We start from the raw sequence: 22,713 nt of genomic DNA on the forward strand, positions 1-22,713 counted from the left end.
TGACCACTCGGCGTTCCAACCCTAATAAAACCCATGAGTGAAAAAGATTTGGCTACAACAACGCTGTCTTGATAAGCCAAGGCTGCATCGATTTTACGCCATTATATCCCAGTTCTGGGATAACCGGCCCAACATCGGGATTGTCTACGATGAGCCAACGCGAACACTGTGTTTCGATTGTGAGCGGCTCCGTCAGCGCCCGAAGGTCACGTCCTTCTCTCCCGATCGCACTTCTTGCCTCGACGGCGCTGGTTGCACCCTATCTGCCGGGCCGGTCAGCGCAGGCGGGAGAGCCATTGCCAAACGGCGGCCAGGTGGTGTCCGGCTCCGTTGCGATCGGGACATCCGGCTCAGCAATGACGCTCACCCAGGGTTCCGACAAGGCAATTGTCAACTGGAATGGATTTTCCGTCGGACAGGGACATTCGGTTACCTTTGTCCAGCCAAGCTCTTCGTCCGCCATCCTCAACCGGGTCACCGGCAACACCACATCGACGATTGCCGGGACAGTGACCGGCAACGGTCAGGTGTACCTCATAAACCCGAACGGCATTGCCATCACGTCAACAGGCGCCGTCAATGTCGGCGGTGGCTTCGTTGCCTCCACGCTCGATGTGTCCAACGAGGATTTCCTGAACGGCCAGTACAGCTTCAAGGGCAATGGCGCCTCAGCAGGTGTGTCGAACGAGGGCATCATCACTGTCGGACGCGGTGGTTACGCAGCGCTGATCGGCGGCACCGTGAAGAATGACGGCATGATTGCGGTACCGCTGGGCAAGGCCGGCCTTGGCTCCGGCGAGCAGGCAACGCTTGACCTGTCCGGCGATGGTTTCCTGCAGGTTGCGCTGCCGACCAAGAACGGCGCGGAGCGCGATGGCGCCCTCGTTGAAAATGCTGGCGCCATCGCGGCGGAAGGCGGGACCGTCGTGATGAAGGCCGCTACGGCCCGCAATGCGGCACGCCACGCGGTCAACATCTCCGGCTCGATCGAAGCAGACAGCGTGTCAGGTCGAAACGGCGAGATCGTGATCGGCGGCGGCGACGGCGGGCATGTCGCCATCTCCGGAAAGGTCTCCGCGAAGTCCCAGGCAGCCCGCAGCGGCAAGATTGCCGTCACCGGAAAGTCGGTGGCGCTCAACGGGGCACGCGTGACGGCCTCCGGCGCAAAAGGCGGCGGAACAGTCAGGATCGCGGCTGCGACGGACACGGCGGATGGCGCCACCGTGATCGGTTCACATACGACAATCGATGCAAGTTCCACCGGAACGGGATCGGGCGGCACGGTGCTCGTCACCGGCAATCGCGTGTCGGCGGAAAGCGGATCCCTGATCGATGCGAGCGGCCAGACGGGGGGCATCGTGCTTCTGGGTGGCGATTATCAGGGCGGGCATAACGCTGCCACCACATTCGCACCGGAAGCCCTGCCCAATGCCGACAAGACCTTCATGGCCGAAGGTGCCGTGATCCGGGCCGACGGGACCGCGGGCGCGGGGGGCAAGGTCGTCCTCTGGTCCGATGATACGACCATCTTTGCCGGTGCCATCTCGGCGACTGCGACGGGTGACGCGGCCGGCGGCACGATCGAGACATCCGGGCACAATCTGCTTCTTGGAGACAACCTCTCCGTTTCAACCCTTGCCCAGAGCGGAAAAGCCGGCCTCTGGCTGATTGACCCCTACAACGTCACCGTTTCATCTTCGGGCAGCGGCAATGTCTCGATCGCGGTATCGGGCAACCCGTGGAACATTGCGCCAACGGCCAGCGGCGCCAATATCAACAGCAGCACGCTGAATGCCTATCTTGCGTCCAGCAACGTTGCAATCACCACGAACGGCGGTGGAGCCGAGGCGGGCAACATCACGGTGGCTGCCGCCGTGTCGTGGAGCGCCGCCACCACCTTGTCCCTGCTTGCGGATGCCAGCACCGGTGGCGTCTTCATCAACGCCGATATCTCGGGAAGCAATGCCGGCAGCGGACTGGTGCTGAGCGCCGGTTCAGGCGGCATCAGCCAGGCCGGTGGCACAGCGATCCGGGCCGGAACGCTGACAGCAGCGGCGGCCAATGGTGGCGCCATCACGCTCACGAACACCGGCAATCTCGTGGGCGCGCTGGGGACATCGAGCGCGGCCGGATCCTTTGCCCTCACAAACGGTCAGGCCCTGACGGTTTCCGGCAGTGTCACGAGCAATGGTGGGCTATCGCTGGTCACCACCTCCGGCGATCTCACCATAAACGGTGCGCTGATCGACACCCACGCGAACTCCAGCTTGACCCTTTCCGCCGCGGGCAATCTGATCATCGCGAAGGACATTACCCAAAGCGGCTCCAACGCATCTGTCAGTCTCTCCTCTGGCGGCAGCTACAGACTCACCAATGGCGCCCGCGTTTCCCTGCCGGATGGCGGAGCTTCGCTCTCCATCAACGGCACTTCCTATACGCTGATCCATGACGTCACCGGCCTTCAGGCCATGAGCGGCGCCGGAAACTATGCCCTCGGCAACGACATCGACGCCTCGGCCACATCCAGCTGGAACAGTGGTGCGGGCTTTGCTCCGGTGGGTGTTTTCGGCGCGGGCTTCTCGGGTACCTTGACAGGGCTCGGGCACTTCGTCGACGGCCTGACGGTCAACCGCCCCGGCACATCCCAAATCGGACTGTTCGGCTACACGACGTCCGCCACGGTCCGGGACCTCACGCTGTCCAATGTCTCGATGAACGGCTCCTCCCGCGTGGGTGGCCTGGTGGGCTGGGCCGACACGTCCATCTTCTCCAACATTCATGTGACCGGCGCCATCGGAGCGTTCCAGGAGGCCGGCGGCGTTGCCGGCTGGTTCGTGGATTCAACCTTATCCAACGCCTCTTCCGCCGCATCGGTGACGGTCTCGGCAAACGGCGCCGGCGGACTTGCAGGCTACATACTCTACAGCAGCGACATTTCCGATTCCTACGCCACCGGATCGGTGACGGGGGCGACATATGTCGGCGGGCTCATAGGGCAGACCTTCAGCGTCACCCCCCTGACGCTCACCAATGTCTATGCCAGCGGCAAAGTGACAGGAACGAGCGCGGGCGGCCTGATCGGCTTCGACGATCCTGCGTCTCCCAGTTCCTTTACGCTCAACAATGCCTATTGGGATGCCAATTCGACGGGGCAGGCGTCCGCCGTTGGCAGTGCCTCCGGCGCGACCATCACTGGAACAGCGACCGATATTTCCAGCGCTCCGCGCACTCAATCAATTTACAGCGGTTTTGATTTCACCAATACTTGGGTGATGATCGCGGGCGAGACGCGGCCCATGCTGCGCAGCGAATATTCCACAGTGATCGCGACCCCCACGGCATTGCAACTGATGTCGCTGGACTTGTCCGCCAGCTATGAGCTGGGTGCCAGTATCGACATGGCGAGCGCGCAGGCCGTCGATGGCAACGGCAATTATGGTGGCCTGTGGGGTGCCTCCGGCTTTTCGCCAGTCGGCACCACTAGCTCCGGCTTCACCGGCAGCTTCGATGGCCAGGGCCATACCATCACGGGCCTGACCATCAGCCGCGCTTCGACCAATTATGTCGGTCTGTTCGGCTATACCAACGGCGCGACTATCAGCAACGTGACGCTCTCTGGCGGCAGCATTGACGGCAATGACAACGTGGGACCGCTGATCGGCTACATGTCCGGCGGTTCCGTCTCCTCCGGGTCCGCCAGCACGACCGTGTCGGGCCTGAGCACGAACGAGGTCAATACGGGCGGGCTCATCGGCACGGTCGACGGCGGCAGTGTCAGCGGCTCGTCTGCGTCCGGCGACGTGACCGGCGTGGGCTGGGATGTTGGCGGGCTGGTCGGCTATCTCATCAACGGCGGCACCATCACGCAGTCCTATGCCACCGGAAACGTCACCGGCACCGGGACCAGCGCCACCGTTGGCTACGTGGGCGGCCTTGTGGGGTCGAACGGCTATATCTCGAACGATGGCGGCACCATTTCCCAGTCCTATGCCACCGGCACAGTCACGGGCACGATGGGGCCGGTCGGCGGCCTTGTCGGACATAACGAGGGCACGATCACCGATGCTTATGCTTCCGGCCGGGTGATCGGTCTTTCCGGCGCGAGCAATATCGGCGGCTTTGTCGGCGTGAACTATGTCCATGGCACGATCACCAACGCCTATTCGACGGGATATGTGACCGGCAGTTCGCTAGTCGGCGGCTTCGCCGGTTACAACAACAACATCAGTTCGGCCATCACCTCGGCCTATTGGAACAGCGAGACCAGCGGCCAGTCGAGCGGTATCTTCGGCGGCAGCGGCGGGATCACCGCACGCACCACCGCGCAGTTGCAAGGCAGCCTTCCCCCCGGGTTTTCCTCTTCCATCTGGAGCACGGGCACAAGCCTTTACCCCTACTTCGGCTGGCGCTATCCCACGACCCCGGTTGCCATTTCAGGAGTCGCCTACAGCGATGCAGGCTTAACGCAGCTTCCCGGACAGATCGTGACGGCGGTTTCCGGCGGCAACAGCATTGGCAGCGCAGTCACCGGGAACAATGGCTATTATTACATCCTGACACCCGCCTCTTCGCTGGCCGCCACCGGCGTCATCACCTATCTCGACAACGGCAGCACCCAGGGTGCGGCCTTCTCGGATGTGCCAGGCTCGAACGGCGTTCAGAACGTTGCGATCTATGGCACCGCCGCTCACGTCATCACAGGCCAGTCGACGCTGTCCGCGACGCGCACCAATTATCTCGCAGCGCGTGGCAGCTATTCAGATGCCGATCTGTCCTTCCTCTCGTCCAGCTCTTTCGCACCCCTCACCACCTCGGCGGGCTACGGAGTCTATCTGAACACTACGGGCAGTTACACGCTCAATGCCAATATCGGCTCTTCCGGTCTCCTGAACATAGACAGTGGCGGCACCCTGGGCGTGAACGGCGCGGTCACGCTCTCGGCGGCCGGGGCCCTCACCATCGCGGATGCGCTATCGTGGACGACGGCTTCGAGCCTGGCTCTTTCCACCACCTCCGGGGGAAACATCAGCCTCGGCGGCGCAGTCACAGGCAGCAACGGCACGCTGATCGTGAATGCCAGCGGCACGGCCACCACCTCCAGCGCCGTCGATGTAGGCACGTTCAACCTCTCCGGCGGCACCTGGAGCCAGACCGCGGCGACACTTCCTTCGTTTGCCGCCACCCATTTCACGCTCGGCAGCGGAACCACCTTCCTGCGCGCAACAAGCGGCGACGGGTCGGCGGCAACGCCTTATCAGATTGCCGACCTCTATGGCCTTCAGGGGATCGGCTCCAGCAGCCTGCTGTCGCAGAACTTCGCACTTGCTGGCGACATCGACGCATCGGGCTCGGCGAACTGGAATTCAGGTATGGGCTTCAACCCCATCGGCACCAATCTTTCAAATTTCCTTGGCAATTTCGATGGCGCCAACCACACGATCAGCGGTCTTTTCGCGGATAACTCCGGTCGGGCCGGTCTGTTCGGCGTGATCGGTGCCGGCGCAACCGTCAGCAATCTCACGGTCGACGCGAGCGTGAACGGCGTCGTCGCCGGCGTGCTGGCGGCCTCCAACCTGGGCACCATTAACAATGTCAAAACCTCAGGCACCGTCCTCAACACCGGAAATCCGAACGCTGGCTCCGGTTATCTCGGGGGCCTCGTCGGCAACAATCAGGGCAACGGGGAGATCATCAACTCGTCCTCCTCGGCGACCGTGACCAATTCCCAGGCCAACGTGAGTGCGGGTGGTCTTGCCGGCGCGAGCCAAAATGCCAGCGCCTCGATCAGCAATTCCTTTGCCACCGGCACGGTGACAAGCAGCACTGCGACCAACACGACAACGGCGGGCCTCGTGGCGGTGAATTCGGGCACCATCACCGGCTCCTACGCCACAGGCAATGCATCGGGCGGCCTGTATTCCGGCGGCCTTGTTGCCGTGAACTCCGGTGACATCTCCAACACCTTCGCCACGGGCGCGGTGAACGGCACCACCTATGCCGGTGGCCTTGTCGGTCGCAATAACGCAGACATTTCAGAGTCCTACGGGACCGGCAATGTGTCTGCCGGAAGCTATGCCGGGGGCTTCGTCGGATACAATGACGGCGCGGTTTCGAACAGCTATTCAACCGGCTCAGCCAGCGGCGCCACCTACGGCGGTGGGTTCATCGGCTATCTCAATTCGGGGCCCGTCACGGCAAGTTTCTGGAACACGTCAACATCTGGAAGCGCGCTCGGCATCGGAGCGGGATCCTCCACAGGCGTGGTCGGACTTGCAACCCCGCAGATGACTGCTCTTTCCACCTTCACCGGCGCCGGCTGGAACATTGATGACGATGGCGGAACATCCTCCATCTGGCGCATCTATGATGGCTATACCGCCCCCTTGCTGCGCAGCTTCATGACCGGCCTCACGGTGACGGGCGGCAATGGCAGCAAGACCTATGACGGCACCACGACGTCCTCCAGCCTGGGCACGGTGACCTACAGCCCATCCGGCTACACCGCGGGCCTGGTCTCGGGAACAGCCATCTACACCGCATCGAGCGATGATGCCGGCACTTATTCCGGCAGCAACCTCAAGCTCTCCGGGCTCTATTCCGGTCAACTCGGCTACGATATCGATTTCGTGGCCGGCTCCCTCACCATTGACCGGCGCGCCATCACCGTTGCGGCAGATGCCGGCGTCATGGTCTATGGGGATGCGGTGCCCGGCCTGACATATCGGGTGACCAGTGGCAGCCTTGTGATCGGCGACAGTCTCTCGGGCACCCTCAGCACCACCGCAACCTCCCTCTCCGATGTCGGAACCTACGGGATCGCGCAGGGCTCCCTGTCCAATGCCAACTACGACATCACCTATGTCGGTGCGGATGTGACCATCAATCCAGCGACCCTGACGATTACCGCGCAGAACGGCCGCATGCCCTATGGCGGACCGGTGCCTTCGCTGAGCTACGGCGTCACGGGCTGGAAGAACAGCGACAATGCCACCATGCTGTCCGGCGTTACGGTATCGACAGACGCGACCGCCACCTCACCTGCAGGCGGAGGGTATCTGACCTTCGCCGCGGGTGGCATCCTCAGCGGAACAGCTGTCGGCAATTATCTGCTGAACTACGTCGACGGAACCTTCCAGGTGGATGGGCGCGTGACCCCCACCGGCTTTGCAACGGCGGGCCATCTTCCGGATCCGCCGATCGTCGCGCCTGCGTCAATCAACACTCTCCAGGGTGTTCTCTATACCTGGGAGTCCGCAGGAACGGCGAGCCTTGAGGAGAATGTCCTCATGAGCGTGGAACATCGCCAGCTTCGGGGCTTCGTCTGTGCATTGCAGGATCAGCAGGGGGGAACATGCGGCTTGAACTGATGACCTTTTGGCATGCCCTCTTCGCGGGATCGGGCGAACCGCGGCCGACACCGAACCGTTCCGCAAGACGTCAAGCCCCTGTTTCCAGGCCAACGCCTTCGACAGCCCGCCTCCAACCCACAGGACAGGCACCCCGCCGGGCGCCCTCATCCGGTCAATGACAGTAGCACTGCACATGATGAAGTCGATTATGACGGCGGGTATGGGTTCGGTGGTCCTTGCGGCCGCGCTGGCCACACCTGCAAACATTGCAAAGGCCCAGACGGCAGGCCAGCTGGTTGCGCCGAGCTATGCGCCGCCGGTGGTGCGCCCCGTCGAGGGCGGCTTGTCGCTGGATGGCTCCACCGGGCAGGACGCACCGCAAGGGGCCGAAAAGCTCACGGTAACGCCCTCGGGTCTGGTCGTCGAAGGCGGACGTCCCGAGCTTGCCGCAGAAACCGCAGCCGTGGAAGCCTGGCTCAAGGACCGGCAGGTGACGGGCGCGGATCTGTTTGCCGCCGCACGCAAGCTGGAAGAGGCCTATGCGAAGGCTGGCTATATCCTGGTGCGCGTCAGCCTGCCGCCCCAGACGGTGAAAAACGGCAGGCCGCTGCGCCTCGTCGTCACGGACGGACAGGTGGAATCCGTCGACAGCTCCGCGCTGCCGCAGGCAGTACGCGCGCGGGTCGATGCCATGCTTGCTCCGCTTGTCGGCAGGTCGGGCCTGACGAAGGCCGAACTGGAGCGCCGTCTGCTTCTCGCGGGAGACATTCCCGGCGTCATGCTGCGATCAACGCTGAAGGCCGGGACGAGCCCAGGGGGCACCATCCTCGTCATCGATGGCCGGTACGACGCCGTGACCGCAACCATGACGCTGGATAACAGCCTGGCCCCCAATCTGGGCCACTATAGCCTTGGGCTCGGTCTGGACTTCAACAACCCGCTAGGGCTTGGCGACGTCGGCTATCTCCGCATCAACGGCTATCCCGGCCTCAATCAGGGGATCTTCAGCGACGATCCGCGCAACCGCCAGATCATCGCCGGCTTCACCCTTCCGCTGGGAACCGATGGGGCATGGCTGAACATGGAAGCCGTGGATAGCCGCACGCACCCCACCTCCGCGCTGGCCTACACACTCGAGGATCACTATCAGCGGCTTTCCACCAAGCTTGGCTACAGCTGGCTGCGCAGCCGGGACATCAATGCGAGTTCTGCCGTTTCCCTGGATGTGACGCAGGAACAGCAGCGACTGGATCTCGGCGGCATCACGACGCCTTTTACCGAGGATCAATTGCGGATCTTCCGCCTGACCCAGACGGCGGATGCCATCCTGCCATGGGGCGGCTCTATATCCGGCAGCCTCACCGCGTCGTTTGGCCTCGATGCCCTTGGCGCCCGTTCCGGGACTTTTATGCTGCCTCTATCACGCGACGGCGCGGAGCCGGATTTCCGCAAGCTTGAACTCTCGCTCGGCTATGGCCAGTCCTTCCTGAACGAACAGGTCCATCTGTCCGTCTCGACCAAGGCACAGACTTCGTTCGGCGACGCCCTGGCATCCTCCGAGCAGTTTGGATTGGGCGGTTTCGACTGGCTGTCCGCCTTCGACAGCGGCAAGCTGCAGGGGGACGCAGGTGCCGCATTGCGCGCGGAAATCTCCTTCCCCATGCAACTCGCCCTTGCCGATCCGTTTGGCGGCGCATTTGCCCCCTATCTTTTCGCCGCGGCCGGCATTGCGAAGCTCGAACAGCCAACGTCCGTCGAAGATGGCATCACGCGCGCCACGTCCGTCGGCATCGGCGCCCGTTTCGGGCTGTCGCAAATTGCAAGTCCGCATGCGGCAACGCTGACCCTTGAATATGCGCACGGAACTGCAACGGACCTCGACACGGAAAACCGTTTCAACATGCGTTTCATCGCAAGCTTCTGAGGCGACGCGGCGGCCTGGATGGCAGCCCCGGCCGCATCAGCCGGATTGACGCTCTCGTGGCATGAAGGATAGGACGCGATCGGAGCATTGCGGCCGGTGTTGAGGGTCCGACGGGAACGCCGGACCCAGGATGTTGCGTCGCGGGCTTGTCCCCCTGCGTTTGCGGCGATGGCCCGCTTCCCGACAGAAGGCGGCCTCTATCGTAGCGTCAGGCCACCATCGACGGTGATCACCTCGCCAGTGGTAAACGACCCTGCATCGCTGGCAAGGTAGACAACGGATCCGGCAAGCTCCTCCACGGTGCCGATCCGGTTCTGCACCGCGCCCTTTGCCCAATGATTGGCAACCACATCCGGATGCTCGCGCAGAACTTCGTCGGTCAGTTCCGTGCGGATATAACCGGGCGCAAGCGCGTTGACGCGAATGTTGTGCTCGGCCCATTCGGTTGCAAGCGCCTTTGTGAGCATATGCACGCCGGCCTTGGACACGTTATAGGCGGCATGACGGAAGGGCCAGTTGACGATCCGCCCCGACATGGAGCCGATATTGATGATCGAACCGCTCTTCTGCGCGATCATCTGCCGCCCGACATGCTTGGAGACCAGGAAGACACCATCGAGATTGACGGCCATGGTCTGCCGCCATTGGTCGAGGCTGCAGTCTTCGGCGGGCGTCGGGAGCACAATACCGGCATTGTTGATGAGGATGTCGATTCGGCCGAAGCGATCGACCACGGCCTGCGTCATGCGTTCGACATCGCCTTCATCAGACACGTCGGCCTGAACAGCAAAGCTGTCGCGCCCCTGCGCCCTCAGACCGGCAGCCACGTCCTCGGCACGCTCCATCGAGGAGCGGACAACGATGGCGACATCCGCGCCATGGGCGGCCAGTGCCTCGGCCAGGGCCTTGCCGATACCGCGCGACCCGCCGGTGACGACGGCCCTGCGGCCCGTGAGATCGAACAGGCGGCGATAGTCTGTTGCCGTGTTGGACATTGTCTTTCCTCCCAGAAAATTGGACGTTTCAGGCAGCCGTCGGCGATGCTTCGGGCGTGGCGGTCACGGTTTCGCCCCAGCGGGCGAGAATATGTTCGGCGGTGCGCTGCGCCTGTGCGACGATGGTGAGCGACGGGTTAACCGCCGTCGAGGACGGCAGGAAGGAGGCATCGACGACATAGAGATTGTCGATATCCCAGACCTTGCAATGCGGGTCCAGCACCGAGCTTTCCGGCGCCTTTCCGAAGCGCGCGGTGCCGCACTGATGCATGGAGACCTTGATATCCATCTTGTTGGTGATGATCAGCGGATAGCCGAGCGACCGCATGATACGCGACCAGACCTTCACCAGCTCATTGTGGGATTTCAGGTTGTTGGCGGTATAGCTGAGGCGGATGCGACCATCGGGATCTACGGTCACGCGGTTGTCCGGGTCGGGCAGGTCCTCCGACATCAGCCACCAGTCCACGCTGCGATCGGCAAAGGCCGACATCAGCCATTCCGGCGCCCAGGCGGCACTCGCCGTCAGCATGCCGCCCTGCAACTTGCCAAGCCCCTGCACATTGCCGAGCGGATAGGGCTTCTCGCTGTTGGCGAGGTAGAAATCATTGATGGCCATCGACTTCTGGAAGACCACGCGATTTTTCTTGAACGGCGAGATCGCCATCATCGCCGTGTTGTTATGGGCCATGTAATTGCGGCCAAGCTGATCGGACATGTTGTTGCCGAGACCGCGCTTGTGGGCATCATTGGCCGAGCGCAGCAAAAGTGCTGCCGAATTGATGGCGCCGGCACTGGAGACGAAAAGATCGGCCTCGACCACCTGCCGCTCCCCCCTGTGGGTCAGTTCCACGCCGGTGACGCGCTTGCCGCCCGGATCGGTCAGCAGGCGATGCACGAAGGTTTCGGTGATCAGTTCGATCTTGCCCCTGGCCTTAGCCAGCGCCGGATTGACCAGGCGCACTTCCGCATCGCCCTTGGCGCCCAGTTTGCAGGCGAAACCGTCGCAGGTGCGACAGCGGATACAGCTGCCACCCTGATGGTAATCGATGGCGATCGGCAGCGGAAACGGATTAAGTCCACGCGCCTTCAGCTTCTTCTCGAAGAAGGCGATTTCGGGTTCATGGCCGATGGCCGGGTGCGGCATCGGACCGGAGCGCGGCGGCTCGGTCGGATCAAGCCCCGCCGTGCCATGGGTTCCCATCAGACGCTCGGCGATGGCGTAATAGGGCTCGAACTCGTCATAGGAAACCGGCCAGGCCGGCGCCACGCCCGCCTCGTGCTGCAGGTCCTCGAAATCCTCCCGGCGAAAGCGCAGTGTCGCCGCGCCGAAGAACTTGCTGTTACCCCCCACATAGTAATAGGTGCTGGGATTGAAGAGCTGGCCATGCCTGTCGCGCCACTCCTCCTTTGTGGCATATTTCTTCTTGTGAAAAACGGCGTCGACGCTCCAGTTGTCGTCCTCGCGGACCAGGCGCGGCCCGCGTTCGATCATCAGGATGCTGCGACCGCTATCGGCCAGGCGATTGGCAAGGGCACCACCACCAACGCCCGCTCCCACGATGATCACATCGTAAAATGTCTTCAACTCACTCATGTCTCTCTCCCGTGCCTGCGTGTCCTTCCTCCGAAGGGCGCTCCTCACATGATTGCGCCCACCTGCCAGGGCACGAATTCGTTATCGCCATAATTGTAGGTTTCACTCAGCGTTCGCGCGCCGGACGCTGTGGCGATCACCGCCTCGAAGATGCGCCGGCCGACCTCCTCCACCGTCTCGTCACCGGTGACGATGGTGCCGCAATTCAGGTCCATGTCCTCCTGCATCCGCTCATACATCGGGGTGTTCGTGGCAAGCTTCAGCGATGGCGCGGGCTTGAAGCCCGAGACCGAGCCACGCCCGGTGGTGAAGCAGATGACCGTGCAGCCGCCCGCCACCTGCCCGGTCACCGCGATCGGGTCGTAGCCGGGCGTATCCATGAACACGAACCCGCTTTCGGTAATCCGCTCGGCATATTCGTAGACGGCGTTGAGCCGTGTCGTGCCGCCCTTGGCGACAGCACCCAGCGATTTTTCAAGAATGGTGGTCAGCCCGCCCGCCTTGTTGCCATGCGAGGGATTGTTGTTGAGCTCTGCCTGCCCGCGTTCGGCGTAATCGCGCCACCACTCGATGCGCTGCAGAAGCTTCTGCGCCACCTCCGGGTTCCTGGCGCGGCGTGTCAGCAGATGTTCGGCACCGTAGATTTCCGGCGTCTCCGCCAGACAGGCCGTGCCGCCATGGCTCACCAGAAGATCGGCCGCATGGCCGAGCGCAGGATTGGCCGAGATGCCGGAATAGCCGTCCGATCCGCCACATTCCAGCGCCAGCTTCAGCTTCGATACCGGCTGCGGCGTGCGCTCCAGCGCATTGACCGCAGGCAGCATCGCGTCGATTGCGGCGATGGTCGCCTCGATCGATTTACGCGTGCCGCCGGTTGCCTGGATGGTGAGTGTATGGAACCGTTCTCCCTCCTTGAGGCCATGCGCGGCAAGCAGGGCGGGGATCTGGTTGGTTTCGCAGCCAAGACCGATCATGACCACGCCGCCAACATTGGCATGGGTGGCATAGCCGGCCAGCGTGCGGGTGAGATAGCGATAGCCTTCCGCCGCCGTGTTGATGGCGCAGCCGCCCGCATGGGTGAGCGCAATGACGCCATCGACATTGGGATAGGCCTCAAGCCGCCCCGGCAGGGCATAATGCTGCGCAACGGCCTTGGCGACCGTGGCCGAACAGTTCACCGAGGAAACGATGGCAATGTAGTTGCGCGTTCCCGCCTCGCCGTTCGGCCGTTCGAACCCCAGAAATGTCGCCGGGGCGGGGACAAGCGCCACCTCTCTGGCATCCACACAGAATTCATGGGCAAGCTCCACGTCCCGCATGGCCATGTTGTGGGTATGAACATGGTCGCCAACGCGGATTTCGCGAGTCGCGAAACCAATGACCTGTCCGTATTTGACGATGGCATCGCCAGGTGCCAGGGACACGATTGCAACCTTGTGGCCCTGCGTAATCCTGCTGCTCGGGCTTGCACCACCAAGCTCCGGAAGTGCGGCCGGCTCAAGCGTTATGCGGGCAACCGCCACGTTATCGAGCGCATTCAGCCGCAACAGAGGCGACGAAGCCGAATAGATCGTCATTCTCATTCCTTTCCGTCAAAGAGGGCGCCCTGCTCTTCATACATTCGCGCCATGACCGCGAAGGACGTGTCGAGATGGATGCGCATGGCCAGCTCCGCCTGATCGGCACTGCGGCTTGCCAATGCCCGCACGATGGTGTCGTGCTGCTCTGTCACCATCGCCAGATGGCCGGGAACCGGTGCGCTCAGTTGGCGCATGCGATCGAGATGCACCTTCGCAAGGGTGATGAATTTCCAGATCCGCGGATAGCCGCTGATGCCGGCAATCGCGCTGTGGAACATGTCGTCGCAGTCGAGATACTTCTCGAGCTCATTGCTCGCGAGAATGCCTTCCATCTGGGCGATCAGCGTCTTCAGACGGTCGATCTCGGCGTCGGTGACATTGGCCACGGCCTTGCGCACGCTTTCGATCTCGAGCGCGCGCCGAATGACGAAACCTTCCTCTGCCACCTTGAACGAGATGCGGCTGACATAGGTGCCGGAGTGCGGAAAGATGTCGACGAGCCCCTCGTCCGCAAGCCGCTGCAAGGCCTCACGGACCGGCGTGCGGGATACGCCGAACTCGGCGCAAAGCTCCTTCTCGGAGATCACCGCCCCTGGCTGCATCTCTAGATGGACAATCGCCTGCCTCAACAACCAATATATTTGTTCGGCCTTCGGGACAGGTCTTGTTTTGTCTGTATCCATATCAATCTCACGAAAATCAACATTTTAGGAGGTTCACAGGAAGTTTCAGAACCATGTTGACAGCTGCTTTTCGATCTGCATTTATATAACTCATATATTAGTTTGGGGCGCAAGAGGAAATTTGCAGGCCTCAAGGGAGCGAACGCCCGGGCTGGCGAGGAGGCCGGCCCGGGCCATCATCAGCATAAAAGACAGTGACATCGCACCGGCAAGGCGCAGCCATATCGGCTCGCGCGCAGAGCCGATGGCCGAAAGACAGGCAGCACATGGCGACCATCAATTATCTCACGCGCATCGAATTCGATGCGGGCTCCATCTCAAGGCTTCCGGGCCTGCTGGCCGAACTTGGTGTGCGTCAGCCTCTGATCGCGACGGACAAGGGGCTGGTTTCGGCAGGCCTCGTCGACCAGGTCCTTGCGCTCTTCGACCGGAGACCGGTCGTGTTCGACGCGACACCGGCCAATCCGACTGAGGATGCCGTCATGGCCGCTTACGCCCTTTATGATGCGGAGAAGTGCGACGGCATCGTCGGTCTGGGCGGCGGATCGTCTCTCGACCTCGCCAAGGCCGTACGGCTGCTGACCGGCCATGCTGCGCCGCTTGCGCAATATACGGCCGTGGAAGGCGGCGCCGCGAAGATCCATGGCAGGATATGCCCGATGATTGCCGTGCCCACCACCTCGGGCACGGGGTCCGAAGTCGGCCGCGCCGCCGTCATCATCACGGCGGAGGGGCGCAAGCTCGGCATCCTCAGCGCTCACATGCTGCCGTCGATTGCGCTTTGCGATCCGGAACTGACCTACGGGCTGCCACCGTTTCTTACCGCAGCGACGGGCATGGATGCGCTCTCGCACTGTCTCGAAACCTATATGGGGCCATCGATCAACCCGCCCGCCGATGCGATTGCGCTCGACGGGTTGAAGCGCGGCTTTCCCGCGATCCGCAAGGCGGTGGCCGATGGCCAGGACCGTAACGCCCGCTGGGACATGATGATGGCAGCGCTCGAGGGGGCCATGGCCTTCCAGAAAGGTCTCGGCGCCGTGCATGCGCTGACCCATCCACTCGGCGCCATTCGCGAACTCAACCTGCATCACGGCACGCTGAATGCCGTGCTGATGCCGGCCGTGCTGCGCTTCAACCGCCCGGTGATCGGCGAAAAGTGGGATGTGATGACCGAAATCCTCGGTGGTCAGCCGGATGAGGTCATCGCCGCGTTGAACCGCGATATCGGCATGCCCTCCGGCCTCACCGCAATGGGCGTGACGGACGCAATGATGGACAAGGTTTCCGGCGAAGCGCTGATGGATCATTGCCATGCCACCAATCCGCGGCGCGCGAGCCGGGAAGACTACCGGATGCTTCTGCAGGAATCGGCCTGAGGCCATTACGGCGCATCCCCAATCCAGGAATTGAAGAACCATGAAAGCGACTGACAAACGTCCCGTTGGCAAAACCGGCATCAGCGTCACCGCCCTCGGCGTGGGCAGCGCGCCGCTGGGTGGCCTTTACGCCCCCGTGGCGAAAGAGGATGCCACGGCCATGCTGACCGAAGCCTGGAATGCAGGACTTCGCTATTTCGACACGGCGCCGATGTACGGCAACACCCGCGCCGAACATCTCGTCGGGGAATTGCTGAGGGAAAAGAGCCCGGAAAGCCGCGACTGGGTGATTTCCACCAAGGTCGGTCGCCTGATGACCACCGAGCGGGCCGGCCGCACGCTGCCCCCCGCACCCCCGAAGAACCCCCTCGATCCCGGCTGGTGGAACGGGCTCGATTTCCGCGAGGTGTTCGACTACAGCTACGACGGCGTGATGCGCAGCTTCGATGATAGCCAGCAGCGTCTCGGTTTTCCCCGTCCCGACCTTCTCTTTGTGCACGACATCGGTCGCGTCACCCATGCCGATCTGCATGAGCATCACTGGACCGCATTGACCAGGGGCGGCGGCTTCAAGGCGCTCTCCGAACTGCGCGATGCCGGCGACATCAGGGGCTTCGGCCTTGGGGTCAACGAGTGGCAGATCATCCGCGATGCGCTGGAGGAGGCCGATCTCGACTGTTCCATGCTGGCCGGTCGCTATACGCTTCTCGATCAGGATGCCGAGGAGGAATTCCTGCCGCTGGCCGAACGGCACGGCATGGCGCTGGTGGTGGCCGGCGTCTTCAACTCCGGGATTCTGGCTTCAACCTCCGGCCGGCGAAAGTTCAACTATGCCGACGCGCCCGCCGATATGATCGAGCGCGCCGAACAGCTGCGCGCTGTCTGCGACAGCTTCAGCGTGCCGCTTCCTGCCGCCGCCATCCAGTTTCCCTTGCGCCATCCGGCGACCACCTGCGTCGCAATCGGCGCGAAGACGGCGGCGCAGATCGCCGCCAACATCGAATGGTTCGAACAGGACATTCCCGAGGAGCTTTGGGCGACGCTGAAGTCCAGGGGCCTGACCAACCGCTGATCGATACAGTCCGGGAGACATAGCATGCTGAAGACCATCCATCCCCTTCTGACCGGCGATCTTCTGGCCATTCTGGCAGACATGGGCCATGGCGACGAAATCGTGATCACGGACGCCAATTTCCCCGCCGTGGCGGTGGCGGAACGTCTCGTCCAGATGCCGGGTATCGATGCCTGCGCGGTGCTGGAAGCGATCCTCTCCCTGCTGCCGCTCGATGACTTTGTCGATTTTCCCGCTGCCGTCATGGATGCGCCCGGGGAGCGCCCCGCCATCTATGCCGAGTTCGAAACCCTGATCGAACGTGCCGAGCATCGCCGCATCGACCTCCAGCCCATCGATCGCTTTGCCTTCTACGACCGCTCGAAGACCGCCTTTGCCGTGGTGTCCACGGGCGAGCGGCGGCTCTACGGAAACATCATCCTCAAGAAGGGCGTAGTGCGTCCCGCCTGACGCGCCACCGGGGAGGAGACCCTTATGCTCGACAGTCACCAACACTTCTGGAAGGTGGAGCGCGGCGATTACGGCTGGCTGACACCCGAACTCGGCCCCATCTACCGGGATTTCCTGCCAAGCGATCTGGCGCAGGACATGCGGCGGGCGGGCATCACCCGCACCATTCTCGTTCAGGCAGCGGAGACGGAAGCCGAAACCGATTTCCTGCTGGAGGTCGCGGAGAAAACGGATTTCGTCGCCGGTGTCGTCGGATGGATCGACATGGAGGCGACCGACTTTGCCGCACGTCTCGGCCGCTACCGGCAGCACCCGAAATTCGTCGGCATCCGGCCCATGCTGCAGGGGCTTGACGATGACGCCTACATCTTGCGGCCAAGCGTGCTCGACAGCCTGAAGACCGTTGCAGAGCATGGTCTACCCTTCGACATCCTGACCTTTACCCGGCATCTGCCGCATGTAATTGCCGCGCTGAAAGAGGTTCCGACACTCAGAGCCGTTGTGGACCACATCTCCAAGCCCGACATCGCAAACAGCATTCTCGATCCCTGGCGGGCGCATATCGAGGAGATCGCAACCTTCCCGAATGTCTCCTGCAAGGTCTCGGGCATGGTCACGGAGGCGCGCGCCGACTGGGGGCTGGCGGACTTTGCCCCTTACGTTGATCACGTCGCCCGCTGCTTCGGGGCCGACCGGCTGATGTTCGGCAGCGACTGGCCGGTCTGCACGCTCGCAGCGCATTATTCGGAAGTCGCCAATCTCGCCCGAACCCTGCTCTCCAGGCATTTCGGACCGCAGGCGTTACGCCAGATTTTCGAGGATAACGCCGCCCGCTTTTATGGCGTCTGACATCGGCCGGTCGGGAAACCGGTTATCATGAGGAGGAATGAGTTGTCGTCCAATCTTGAGGAGCAGAGCCGCACGCCGCCCTTCGTCCGGCTTGCCGGGATTTCCAAATCCTTCGGCCAGGTGAAGGTGTTGAAGGACATTTCCTTCGACGTTCGGCCCGGCGAAATCCACGCACTGCTCGGTGAAAACGGCGCGGGCAAATCGACGATGATCAAGATCCTCTCCGGCCTTCACCAGCCGGATGGCGGCCGGATGGAGATCGAGGGCCAGCCGATGCGGTTTGCCTCCGCCAGGGATGCCAATGCGGCCGGCATCGCAACCGTCTACCAGGAGCTGCTGCTGTTTCCCGAGCTGACGGTCGCCGAAAACATCTTCCTTGGTCACTATCCGCGAAAGGCCATGGGCCGCATCGACTGGACCGCGGCCCGGGCCGGGGCCCGCGCGCTGCTGGATAGCCTCGACTGTCATGATCTCGATGTCGATACCCGCATCGCCACGCTTTCGGTGGCACAGCGCCAGCGCGTCGAGATCGCCAAGGCGCTCTCGCACAAGGCCCGCATTCTGATCATGGACGAGCCGACAGCCTCGCTCACCGAAAAGGACGTGACCCGGTTGATGGAGGTGGTGCGCAGCCTGAAGGCGCGCGGCGTCGGTATTGTCTATGTCAGCCATCGCATGCCGGAAATCTTCGCACTGGCGGACCGCGTTTCGGTGCTGCGCGACGGCATGATGATCGACACGCGTGCGATCGCGGATGCAGACGAAGCCACCCTGGTCTCGCTGATGGTGGGGCGCTCGATCGAGCAGCTTTTCCCCAAGGGCGAGGCAAAGATCGGCGAACCGGTGCTGGACGTATCCCGGCTCAACCATGGCCGTCTGGTGCGCGACATTTCCTTCACCCTGAAGCGTGGCGAGGTGCTGGGCATTGCCGGGCTCGTCGGCTCGGGCCGCACGGAGCTGGCGCTGACACTGTTCGGCATCACGCCCGCCACATCGGGGGAGATCCGGGTCATGGGCAAGCCGGTCTCGATCCGTACGCCGCGCCAGGCCCGCGATCTCGGGCTCGCCTATGTGCCGGAGGACCGCGGCCTGCAGGGTCTCGTGAAGTCCATGACCATCAATGAAAACCTCTCCATGGCAGCGCTCGATCGCATCGCGCCCGGCCTCTTCCTGAATTTTGCGGAAGAAGCCAGGCGGGCCGTCGATGCCGTCAGGCGGCTGGGTGTTCGGGCGCGCGCCGGCATCCACCAGCCGGTCGGCGAGCTTTCCGGCGGCAACCAACAGAAGGTGGTCATTGCCAAATGGCTGGAAACCCGGCCGGACATCCTCATTCTCGATGAGCCCACGCGCGGGGTCGACGTCGGGGCCAAGGCGGAAATTCACGCCATGATGAGTGATCTTGCCGCCAAGGGCCTCGCCATCATCATGATCTCCAGTGAACTGCCGGAAGTGATCGGCATGAGTGACCGGATTCTGGTGATGAACAATGGTCAGGTCACCGGCATGATCGACCGGGCGGACGCCACACCGGAAACCGTCGGCGCGGCCATGACGGCACAGACGAAGTCGAAGGAGGCCGCGTGATGGCCGCCGTTCAGACGAGCATCTCCGTGAGCGCCCACAAGGTGCAACGACCCCGTCCCCTGTTCGCAAGGCTGATGAGCGACTATGGACAGGAATGCGTGATCATCGCCGCCATCCTGCTGCTTTTCGTGGCTGTCGGGCTTTACAATCCACGCTTCCTCAGCGCCTCGAACCTCAACACCATCTTCGCGGGCAATGCCTATATCGCGGTCGCGGCCATCGGCATGTCCATGGTGATCATCACCGGCCATATCGATGTGTCGATAGGGGCACTCATCGGGGTACTGGCAACGATCTCCGGCACCCTGGCGGTATCCGGCTATCCGGTCTGGATGGCCTGGGGAGCCCCGATCCTTCTCGGCATGGCAGCGAACTTCGTCGTCGGCTGGCTTGTGGCCTATGCCCGCATTCCGTCCATCGTCGTCACGCTCGGCATGATGTCGATCCTGCGCGGCGGCCTGATTTCCGTCACCGGCGGCACCTGGATTTCAGGCCTTCCGAAGGCGTTCATGATCGCACAGTGGAAGCCGTTCGGCCTGCCCTTCCCGATCATTGCCATGGTGGTCCTGACGCTGATTGCCGCCTGGTGGATGCGCAACTTCCCCTTCGGCCGGTCGCTCTACGCCGTCGGCGGCAATCCCGAAGCGGCCAAGGCCACAGGCCTTTCCAGCGAGCGGCGCGTGCTGGCAGTCTTCGTCATTCACGGGGCCTTCGCCGGAATCGCCACCATCCTGTTTGCCACCCAGTTACAGGTCATCCAGTCCACCGTGCCGCCGAACCTGGAGCTCACCGTCATCACCGCGGCCGTCATCGGCGGCGTCTCGATCCTTGGCGGGTCCGGCACCGTCATCGGCTCGACGCTGGCTGCCATCCTGTTTGCCGCCATCGGATCGGCGCTGATCTTTGTGAATGTCTCGGCCTACTGGCTTCGTGCCGTGATCGGCGGGCTGATCCTCATCACCGTGCTTGCGGACATGATCCGCCGCCGTCCGAAGACGTAAGGAGGCTCCCGTGTCCATGCGTATGCTGCTCCGGCACGAAACCATTCTCGCTCTCGTGGCCGTGGTGCTGCTTGTGGCGCTCGCCTTCCAGTCCAGCCAGTTCTTCACTGGCGCGAACCTGCTCAACCAGGGTCGACTGATGACGGAAGTGGGGCTCGTCGCCATCATCATGACCTTCGTCATCATCACCGGCGGCATTGATCTTTCCGTCGGTTCGATCCTCGGGCTCACCGCCATCCTGACCGGCGTGTTCTGGCAAAATCTCGGCCTGCCCCTTGCGGCCGCCGCCGGTCTTGCCATTGCCGTGGGCACATTCTGCGGCTTCGTCAACGGCTTCGTCATCACCCGCTTCGGGGTGCCGCCGCTGATTGCCACCCTGGCAACGCTGGCGCTTTATCGCGGGCTTGCCGAAGGCATCAGCCAGGCGCGCTCGGTGCGCGGCTACCCGGACTGGTTCTATGTGCTGGGCCAGGGCAATCTTTTCGGCGTGCCGACACAGCTCTGGATCCTGATCGTCTTTGCCATTCTTGCCAGCGTGCTTCTCGCCACAACACGCATTGGCCGCAGCATCTATGCGATTGGCGCCAATGAAGTCGCCGCCTTCTTCTCGGGCCTGCCCGTCAACCGCACCAAGATTGCCGTCTACACCGCATCCGGATTTGCGGCGGCGCTTGCCGGGGTGATCTTCGTCTCCCGCGTGTCGACAACCCGTTCCGACATGGGCACCGGCCTGGAACTCGACGCCATCACCGCCGTCGTGCTGGGCGGAACCTCGATCTATGGCGGTCGGGGGAGTGTCATCGGCACGCTGATCGGCCTCGTCGTCATCCAGAGTCTGAAGAACGGGCTATCGCTGGCGGGCATCAAGGCGGAAGGCACCGCCGTGCTGATCGGCCTCATGCTGATCGGCGCCATTCTCATGACCACGGCGCTCAACAGGCGCCGGGCCTGACATCAATCACGTATCTCGCAATAATGGAGGAGGAACCCATGCGCAGATCAATGATGACCACCCTGCTCACTCTCGCACTGTCGGCGGGCACATCACACGCCGCCCCGGTCTGGACCGGGGCGGACGACCAGCCCACCAGTCCGCTGGCCTGCGATGGCGCACCGGCGGCAGCGACGCCCGTTGCTTATAATGGCGGCACGCCGACCAAGGCCCCGGACCGCAAGGGCAAGACGATCAAGGTGGTGGACGTGCCGAAACTCGTCGGCATCGGCTACTTCAACTCGACATCCCAGGGCGTGAAGGACGCCGCCAAGGAACTGGGCACTGTCGATGCCAAGACAGACGGTTCCACCAAGGCCAATATTGATGACCAGATCACCCTGATCGACAACTACATCACCTCGGGCGTCGACGGCATCCTGTTTTCCGCCAACGACCCGGTGGCCATCGCGCCCGTGCTGAAGAAGGCGCTCGCCGCAGGCATCAATGTGGTGGGCTATGATGCCGACGCGCAGCCCGATGCACGGCAGTGGTTCGTCAATCCGGCAACGCCGACCGGCGTCGCCAAGTCTCTCATTGATACGCTGGCCAAGGAAATCGGTCAGGAGGGATCCTTCGCCATCGTGACCTCCACCTTCACCACGCCCAACCAGGCGCGCTGGATTGCCGAGATGTCCGCCTATCAGGCCAAATGCTATCCGAAAATGAAATGGCTGGAGACGGTTGAAGCGCAGGAGGACAATATCCTCTCGTTCAATCAGGCCAATACGCTGCTCAACAAGTACGGCTCCGATCTGAAGGGCATCATCGGCATGACCAGCGTTGCCACGCCCGCCGCTGCCGACGCCGTCACGCAGGCTGGCCAGTGCGGCAAGGTTTCGGTCGTCGGTCTTGCGACGCCGAATCCGATGAAGCCCTATATCAAGGCCGGCTGCGTGAAATCCGCCGTGCTGTGGAGCACGGTCGATCTCGGCTATGCCGCGATGCAGGCCCTGCGCGCCTCCGCCGACGGTACGCTGAAGCCGGGCGACAAGACCTTCAAGGCCGGTCGTCTCGGTGAACTGCAGATCATCAATGGCAGCCAGATCCTGCTCGGCAGCCCGGCCGTCTTCACCAAGGACAATGTCGACAAGTTCGACTTCTGATCCTTTCGCATCCCCTTCCGGGTCCCGTGGATCCGGAAGGGGCGCCTGGCGCTCAGGCCATCGTCTCGATCACCGCGGCTTCTAGCCACCTTCCCGTGGTTCGCATGCCACGTCAGCGCCCCGTCGCAGGCCTCAGCATGACAGCAATGGCCG

14 protein-coding genes are annotated in these 22,713 nt (G+C 62.8%); 10 read left to right on the forward strand and 4 right to left on the reverse strand.

Going from position 1 to position 22,713, the window contains the following annotated elements:
* The first annotated feature begins 149 nt into the window (after positions 1-149).
* Together FNA46_RS04630 and FNA46_RS04635 are read left to right on the forward strand one after the other, a co-directional pair.
* On the forward strand, positions 150-7,367 hold the full coding sequence (locus tag FNA46_RS04630; RefSeq protein WP_142881165.1) for a two-partner secretion domain-containing protein: 7,218 nt from the start codon (positions 150-152) through the stop codon (positions 7,365-7,367).
* A 175-nt stretch (positions 7,368-7,542) separates the two neighbouring features.
* The gene (locus tag FNA46_RS04635; protein ID WP_185969730.1) at positions 7,543-9,273 is read left to right on the forward strand and encodes a ShlB/FhaC/HecB family hemolysin secretion/activation protein; all 1,731 of its coding nucleotides are present in this window, start codon (positions 7,543-7,545) and stop codon (positions 9,271-9,273) included.
* A gap of 197 nt (positions 9,274-9,470) precedes the next feature.
* On the opposite strand, the gene FNA46_RS04640 is transcribed toward FNA46_RS04635, so the two are convergent.
* The 4 genes from FNA46_RS04640 to FNA46_RS04655 are packed head-to-tail and all read right to left on the reverse strand — an operon-like array spanning position 9,471 to position 14,128.
* The gene (locus FNA46_RS04640; protein ID WP_142881166.1) at positions 9,471-10,268 is read right to left on the reverse strand and encodes an SDR family NAD(P)-dependent oxidoreductase; all 798 of its coding nucleotides are present in this window, start codon (positions 10,266-10,268) and stop codon (positions 9,471-9,473) included.
* Between the two features lie 28 nt (positions 10,269-10,296).
* The gene (locus FNA46_RS04645) at positions 10,297-11,865 is read right to left on the reverse strand and encodes a GMC family oxidoreductase (protein WP_142881167.1); all 1,569 of its coding nucleotides are present in this window, start codon (positions 11,863-11,865) and stop codon (positions 10,297-10,299) included.
* Positions 11,866-11,909: 44 nt separating this feature from the next.
* A complete protein-coding gene (locus FNA46_RS04650; protein ID WP_142881168.1) occupies positions 11,910-13,442 on the reverse strand; it encodes a UxaA family hydrolase in 1,533 nt (510 codons plus the stop codon).
* Positions 13,443-13,444: 2 nt separating this feature from the next.
* Positions 13,445-14,128, reverse strand: a complete 684-nt coding sequence (locus tag FNA46_RS04655) for a GntR family transcriptional regulator (protein ID WP_142881169.1) — start codon at positions 14,126-14,128, stop codon at positions 13,445-13,447.
* 266 nt (positions 14,129-14,394) lie between these two features.
* Here FNA46_RS04655 and FNA46_RS04660 point away from each other — a divergent pair, with 266 nt between their 5' ends.
* The 8 genes from FNA46_RS04660 to FNA46_RS04695 are packed head-to-tail and all read left to right on the forward strand — an operon-like array spanning position 14,395 to position 22,560.
* Positions 14,395-15,507, forward strand: a complete 1,113-nt coding sequence (locus tag FNA46_RS04660; RefSeq protein WP_142881170.1) for an iron-containing alcohol dehydrogenase — start codon at positions 14,395-14,397, stop codon at positions 15,505-15,507.
* Positions 15,508-15,547: 40 nt separating this feature from the next.
* Positions 15,548-16,579 (forward strand): aldo/keto reductase, encoded by a 1,032-nt coding sequence (locus FNA46_RS04665; RefSeq protein ID WP_142881171.1) that lies wholly within the window; start codon positions 15,548-15,550, stop codon positions 16,577-16,579.
* A gap of 24 nt (positions 16,580-16,603) precedes the next feature.
* On the forward strand, positions 16,604-17,029 hold the full coding sequence (locus tag FNA46_RS04670; RefSeq protein ID WP_142881172.1) for an RbsD/FucU family protein: 426 nt from the start codon (positions 16,604-16,606) through the stop codon (positions 17,027-17,029).
* A 24-nt stretch (positions 17,030-17,053) separates the two neighbouring features.
* Positions 17,054-17,878 carry an amidohydrolase family protein gene (locus FNA46_RS04675; RefSeq protein WP_142881173.1) on the forward strand — a complete coding sequence of 275 codons (825 nt, stop codon included), beginning with the start codon at positions 17,054-17,056 and terminating at the stop codon, positions 17,876-17,878.
* Between the two features lie 42 nt (positions 17,879-17,920).
* Positions 17,921-19,462 carry a sugar ABC transporter ATP-binding protein gene (locus FNA46_RS04680; protein ID WP_246102847.1) on the forward strand — a complete coding sequence of 514 codons (1,542 nt, stop codon included), beginning with the start codon at positions 17,921-17,923 and terminating at the stop codon, positions 19,460-19,462.
* A complete protein-coding gene (locus FNA46_RS04685) occupies positions 19,462-20,463 on the forward strand; it encodes an ABC transporter permease (protein WP_142881175.1) in 1,002 nt (333 codons plus the stop codon). The genes FNA46_RS04680 and FNA46_RS04685 overlap by 1 nt, the downstream gene beginning before the upstream one ends.
* A 16-nt stretch (positions 20,464-20,479) precedes the next feature.
* Complete coding sequence (locus FNA46_RS04690; RefSeq protein ID WP_425468669.1) at positions 20,480-21,415, forward strand: ABC transporter permease; 936 nt, start codon at positions 20,480-20,482, stop codon at positions 21,413-21,415.
* A gap of 38 nt (positions 21,416-21,453) precedes the next feature.
* The gene (locus FNA46_RS04695) at positions 21,454-22,560 is read left to right on the forward strand and encodes an autoinducer 2 ABC transporter substrate-binding protein (protein ID WP_142881177.1); all 1,107 of its coding nucleotides are present in this window, start codon (positions 21,454-21,456) and stop codon (positions 22,558-22,560) included.
* The last annotated feature ends 153 nt before the right edge of the window (positions 22,561-22,713 follow it).

The sequence above is a fragment of the Affinirhizobium straminoryzae genome, assembly GCF_007004135.1.
GTDB lineage: Bacteria > Pseudomonadota > Alphaproteobacteria > Rhizobiales > Rhizobiaceae > Neorhizobium > Neorhizobium straminoryzae.

Excerpts from the sequence above, each read along its gene's own strand:
- FNA46_RS04630 (WP_142881165.1), top strand. The coding sequence starts at position 150 with ATGAGCCAACGCGAACACTGTGTTTCGATTGTGAGCGGCTCCGTCAGC.
- FNA46_RS04635 (WP_185969730.1), top strand. The coding sequence starts at position 7,543 with ATGATGAAGTCGATTATGACGGCGGGTATGGGTTCGGTGGTCCTTGCG.
- FNA46_RS04640 (WP_142881166.1), bottom strand. The coding sequence starts at position 10,268 with ATGTCCAACACGGCAACAGACTATCGCCGCCTGTTCGATCTCACGGGC.
- FNA46_RS04645 (WP_142881167.1), bottom strand. The coding sequence starts at position 11,865 with ATGAGTGAGTTGAAGACATTTTACGATGTGATCATCGTGGGAGCGGGC.
- FNA46_RS04650 (WP_142881168.1), bottom strand. The coding sequence starts at position 13,442 with ATGACGATCTATTCGGCTTCGTCGCCTCTGTTGCGGCTGAATGCGCTC.
- FNA46_RS04655 (WP_142881169.1), bottom strand. The coding sequence starts at position 14,128 with ATGGATACAGACAAAACAAGACCTGTCCCGAAGGCCGAACAAATATAT.
- FNA46_RS04660 (WP_142881170.1), top strand. The coding sequence starts at position 14,395 with ATGGCGACCATCAATTATCTCACGCGCATCGAATTCGATGCGGGCTCC.
- FNA46_RS04665 (WP_142881171.1), top strand. The coding sequence starts at position 15,548 with ATGAAAGCGACTGACAAACGTCCCGTTGGCAAAACCGGCATCAGCGTC.
- FNA46_RS04670 (WP_142881172.1), top strand. The coding sequence starts at position 16,604 with ATGCTGAAGACCATCCATCCCCTTCTGACCGGCGATCTTCTGGCCATT.
- FNA46_RS04675 (WP_142881173.1), top strand. The coding sequence starts at position 17,054 with ATGCTCGACAGTCACCAACACTTCTGGAAGGTGGAGCGCGGCGATTAC.
- FNA46_RS04685 (WP_142881175.1), top strand. The coding sequence starts at position 19,462 with ATGGCCGCCGTTCAGACGAGCATCTCCGTGAGCGCCCACAAGGTGCAA.
- FNA46_RS04690 (WP_425468669.1), top strand. The coding sequence starts at position 20,480 with ATGCGTATGCTGCTCCGGCACGAAACCATTCTCGCTCTCGTGGCCGTG.
- FNA46_RS04695 (WP_142881177.1), top strand. The coding sequence starts at position 21,454 with ATGCGCAGATCAATGATGACCACCCTGCTCACTCTCGCACTGTCGGCG.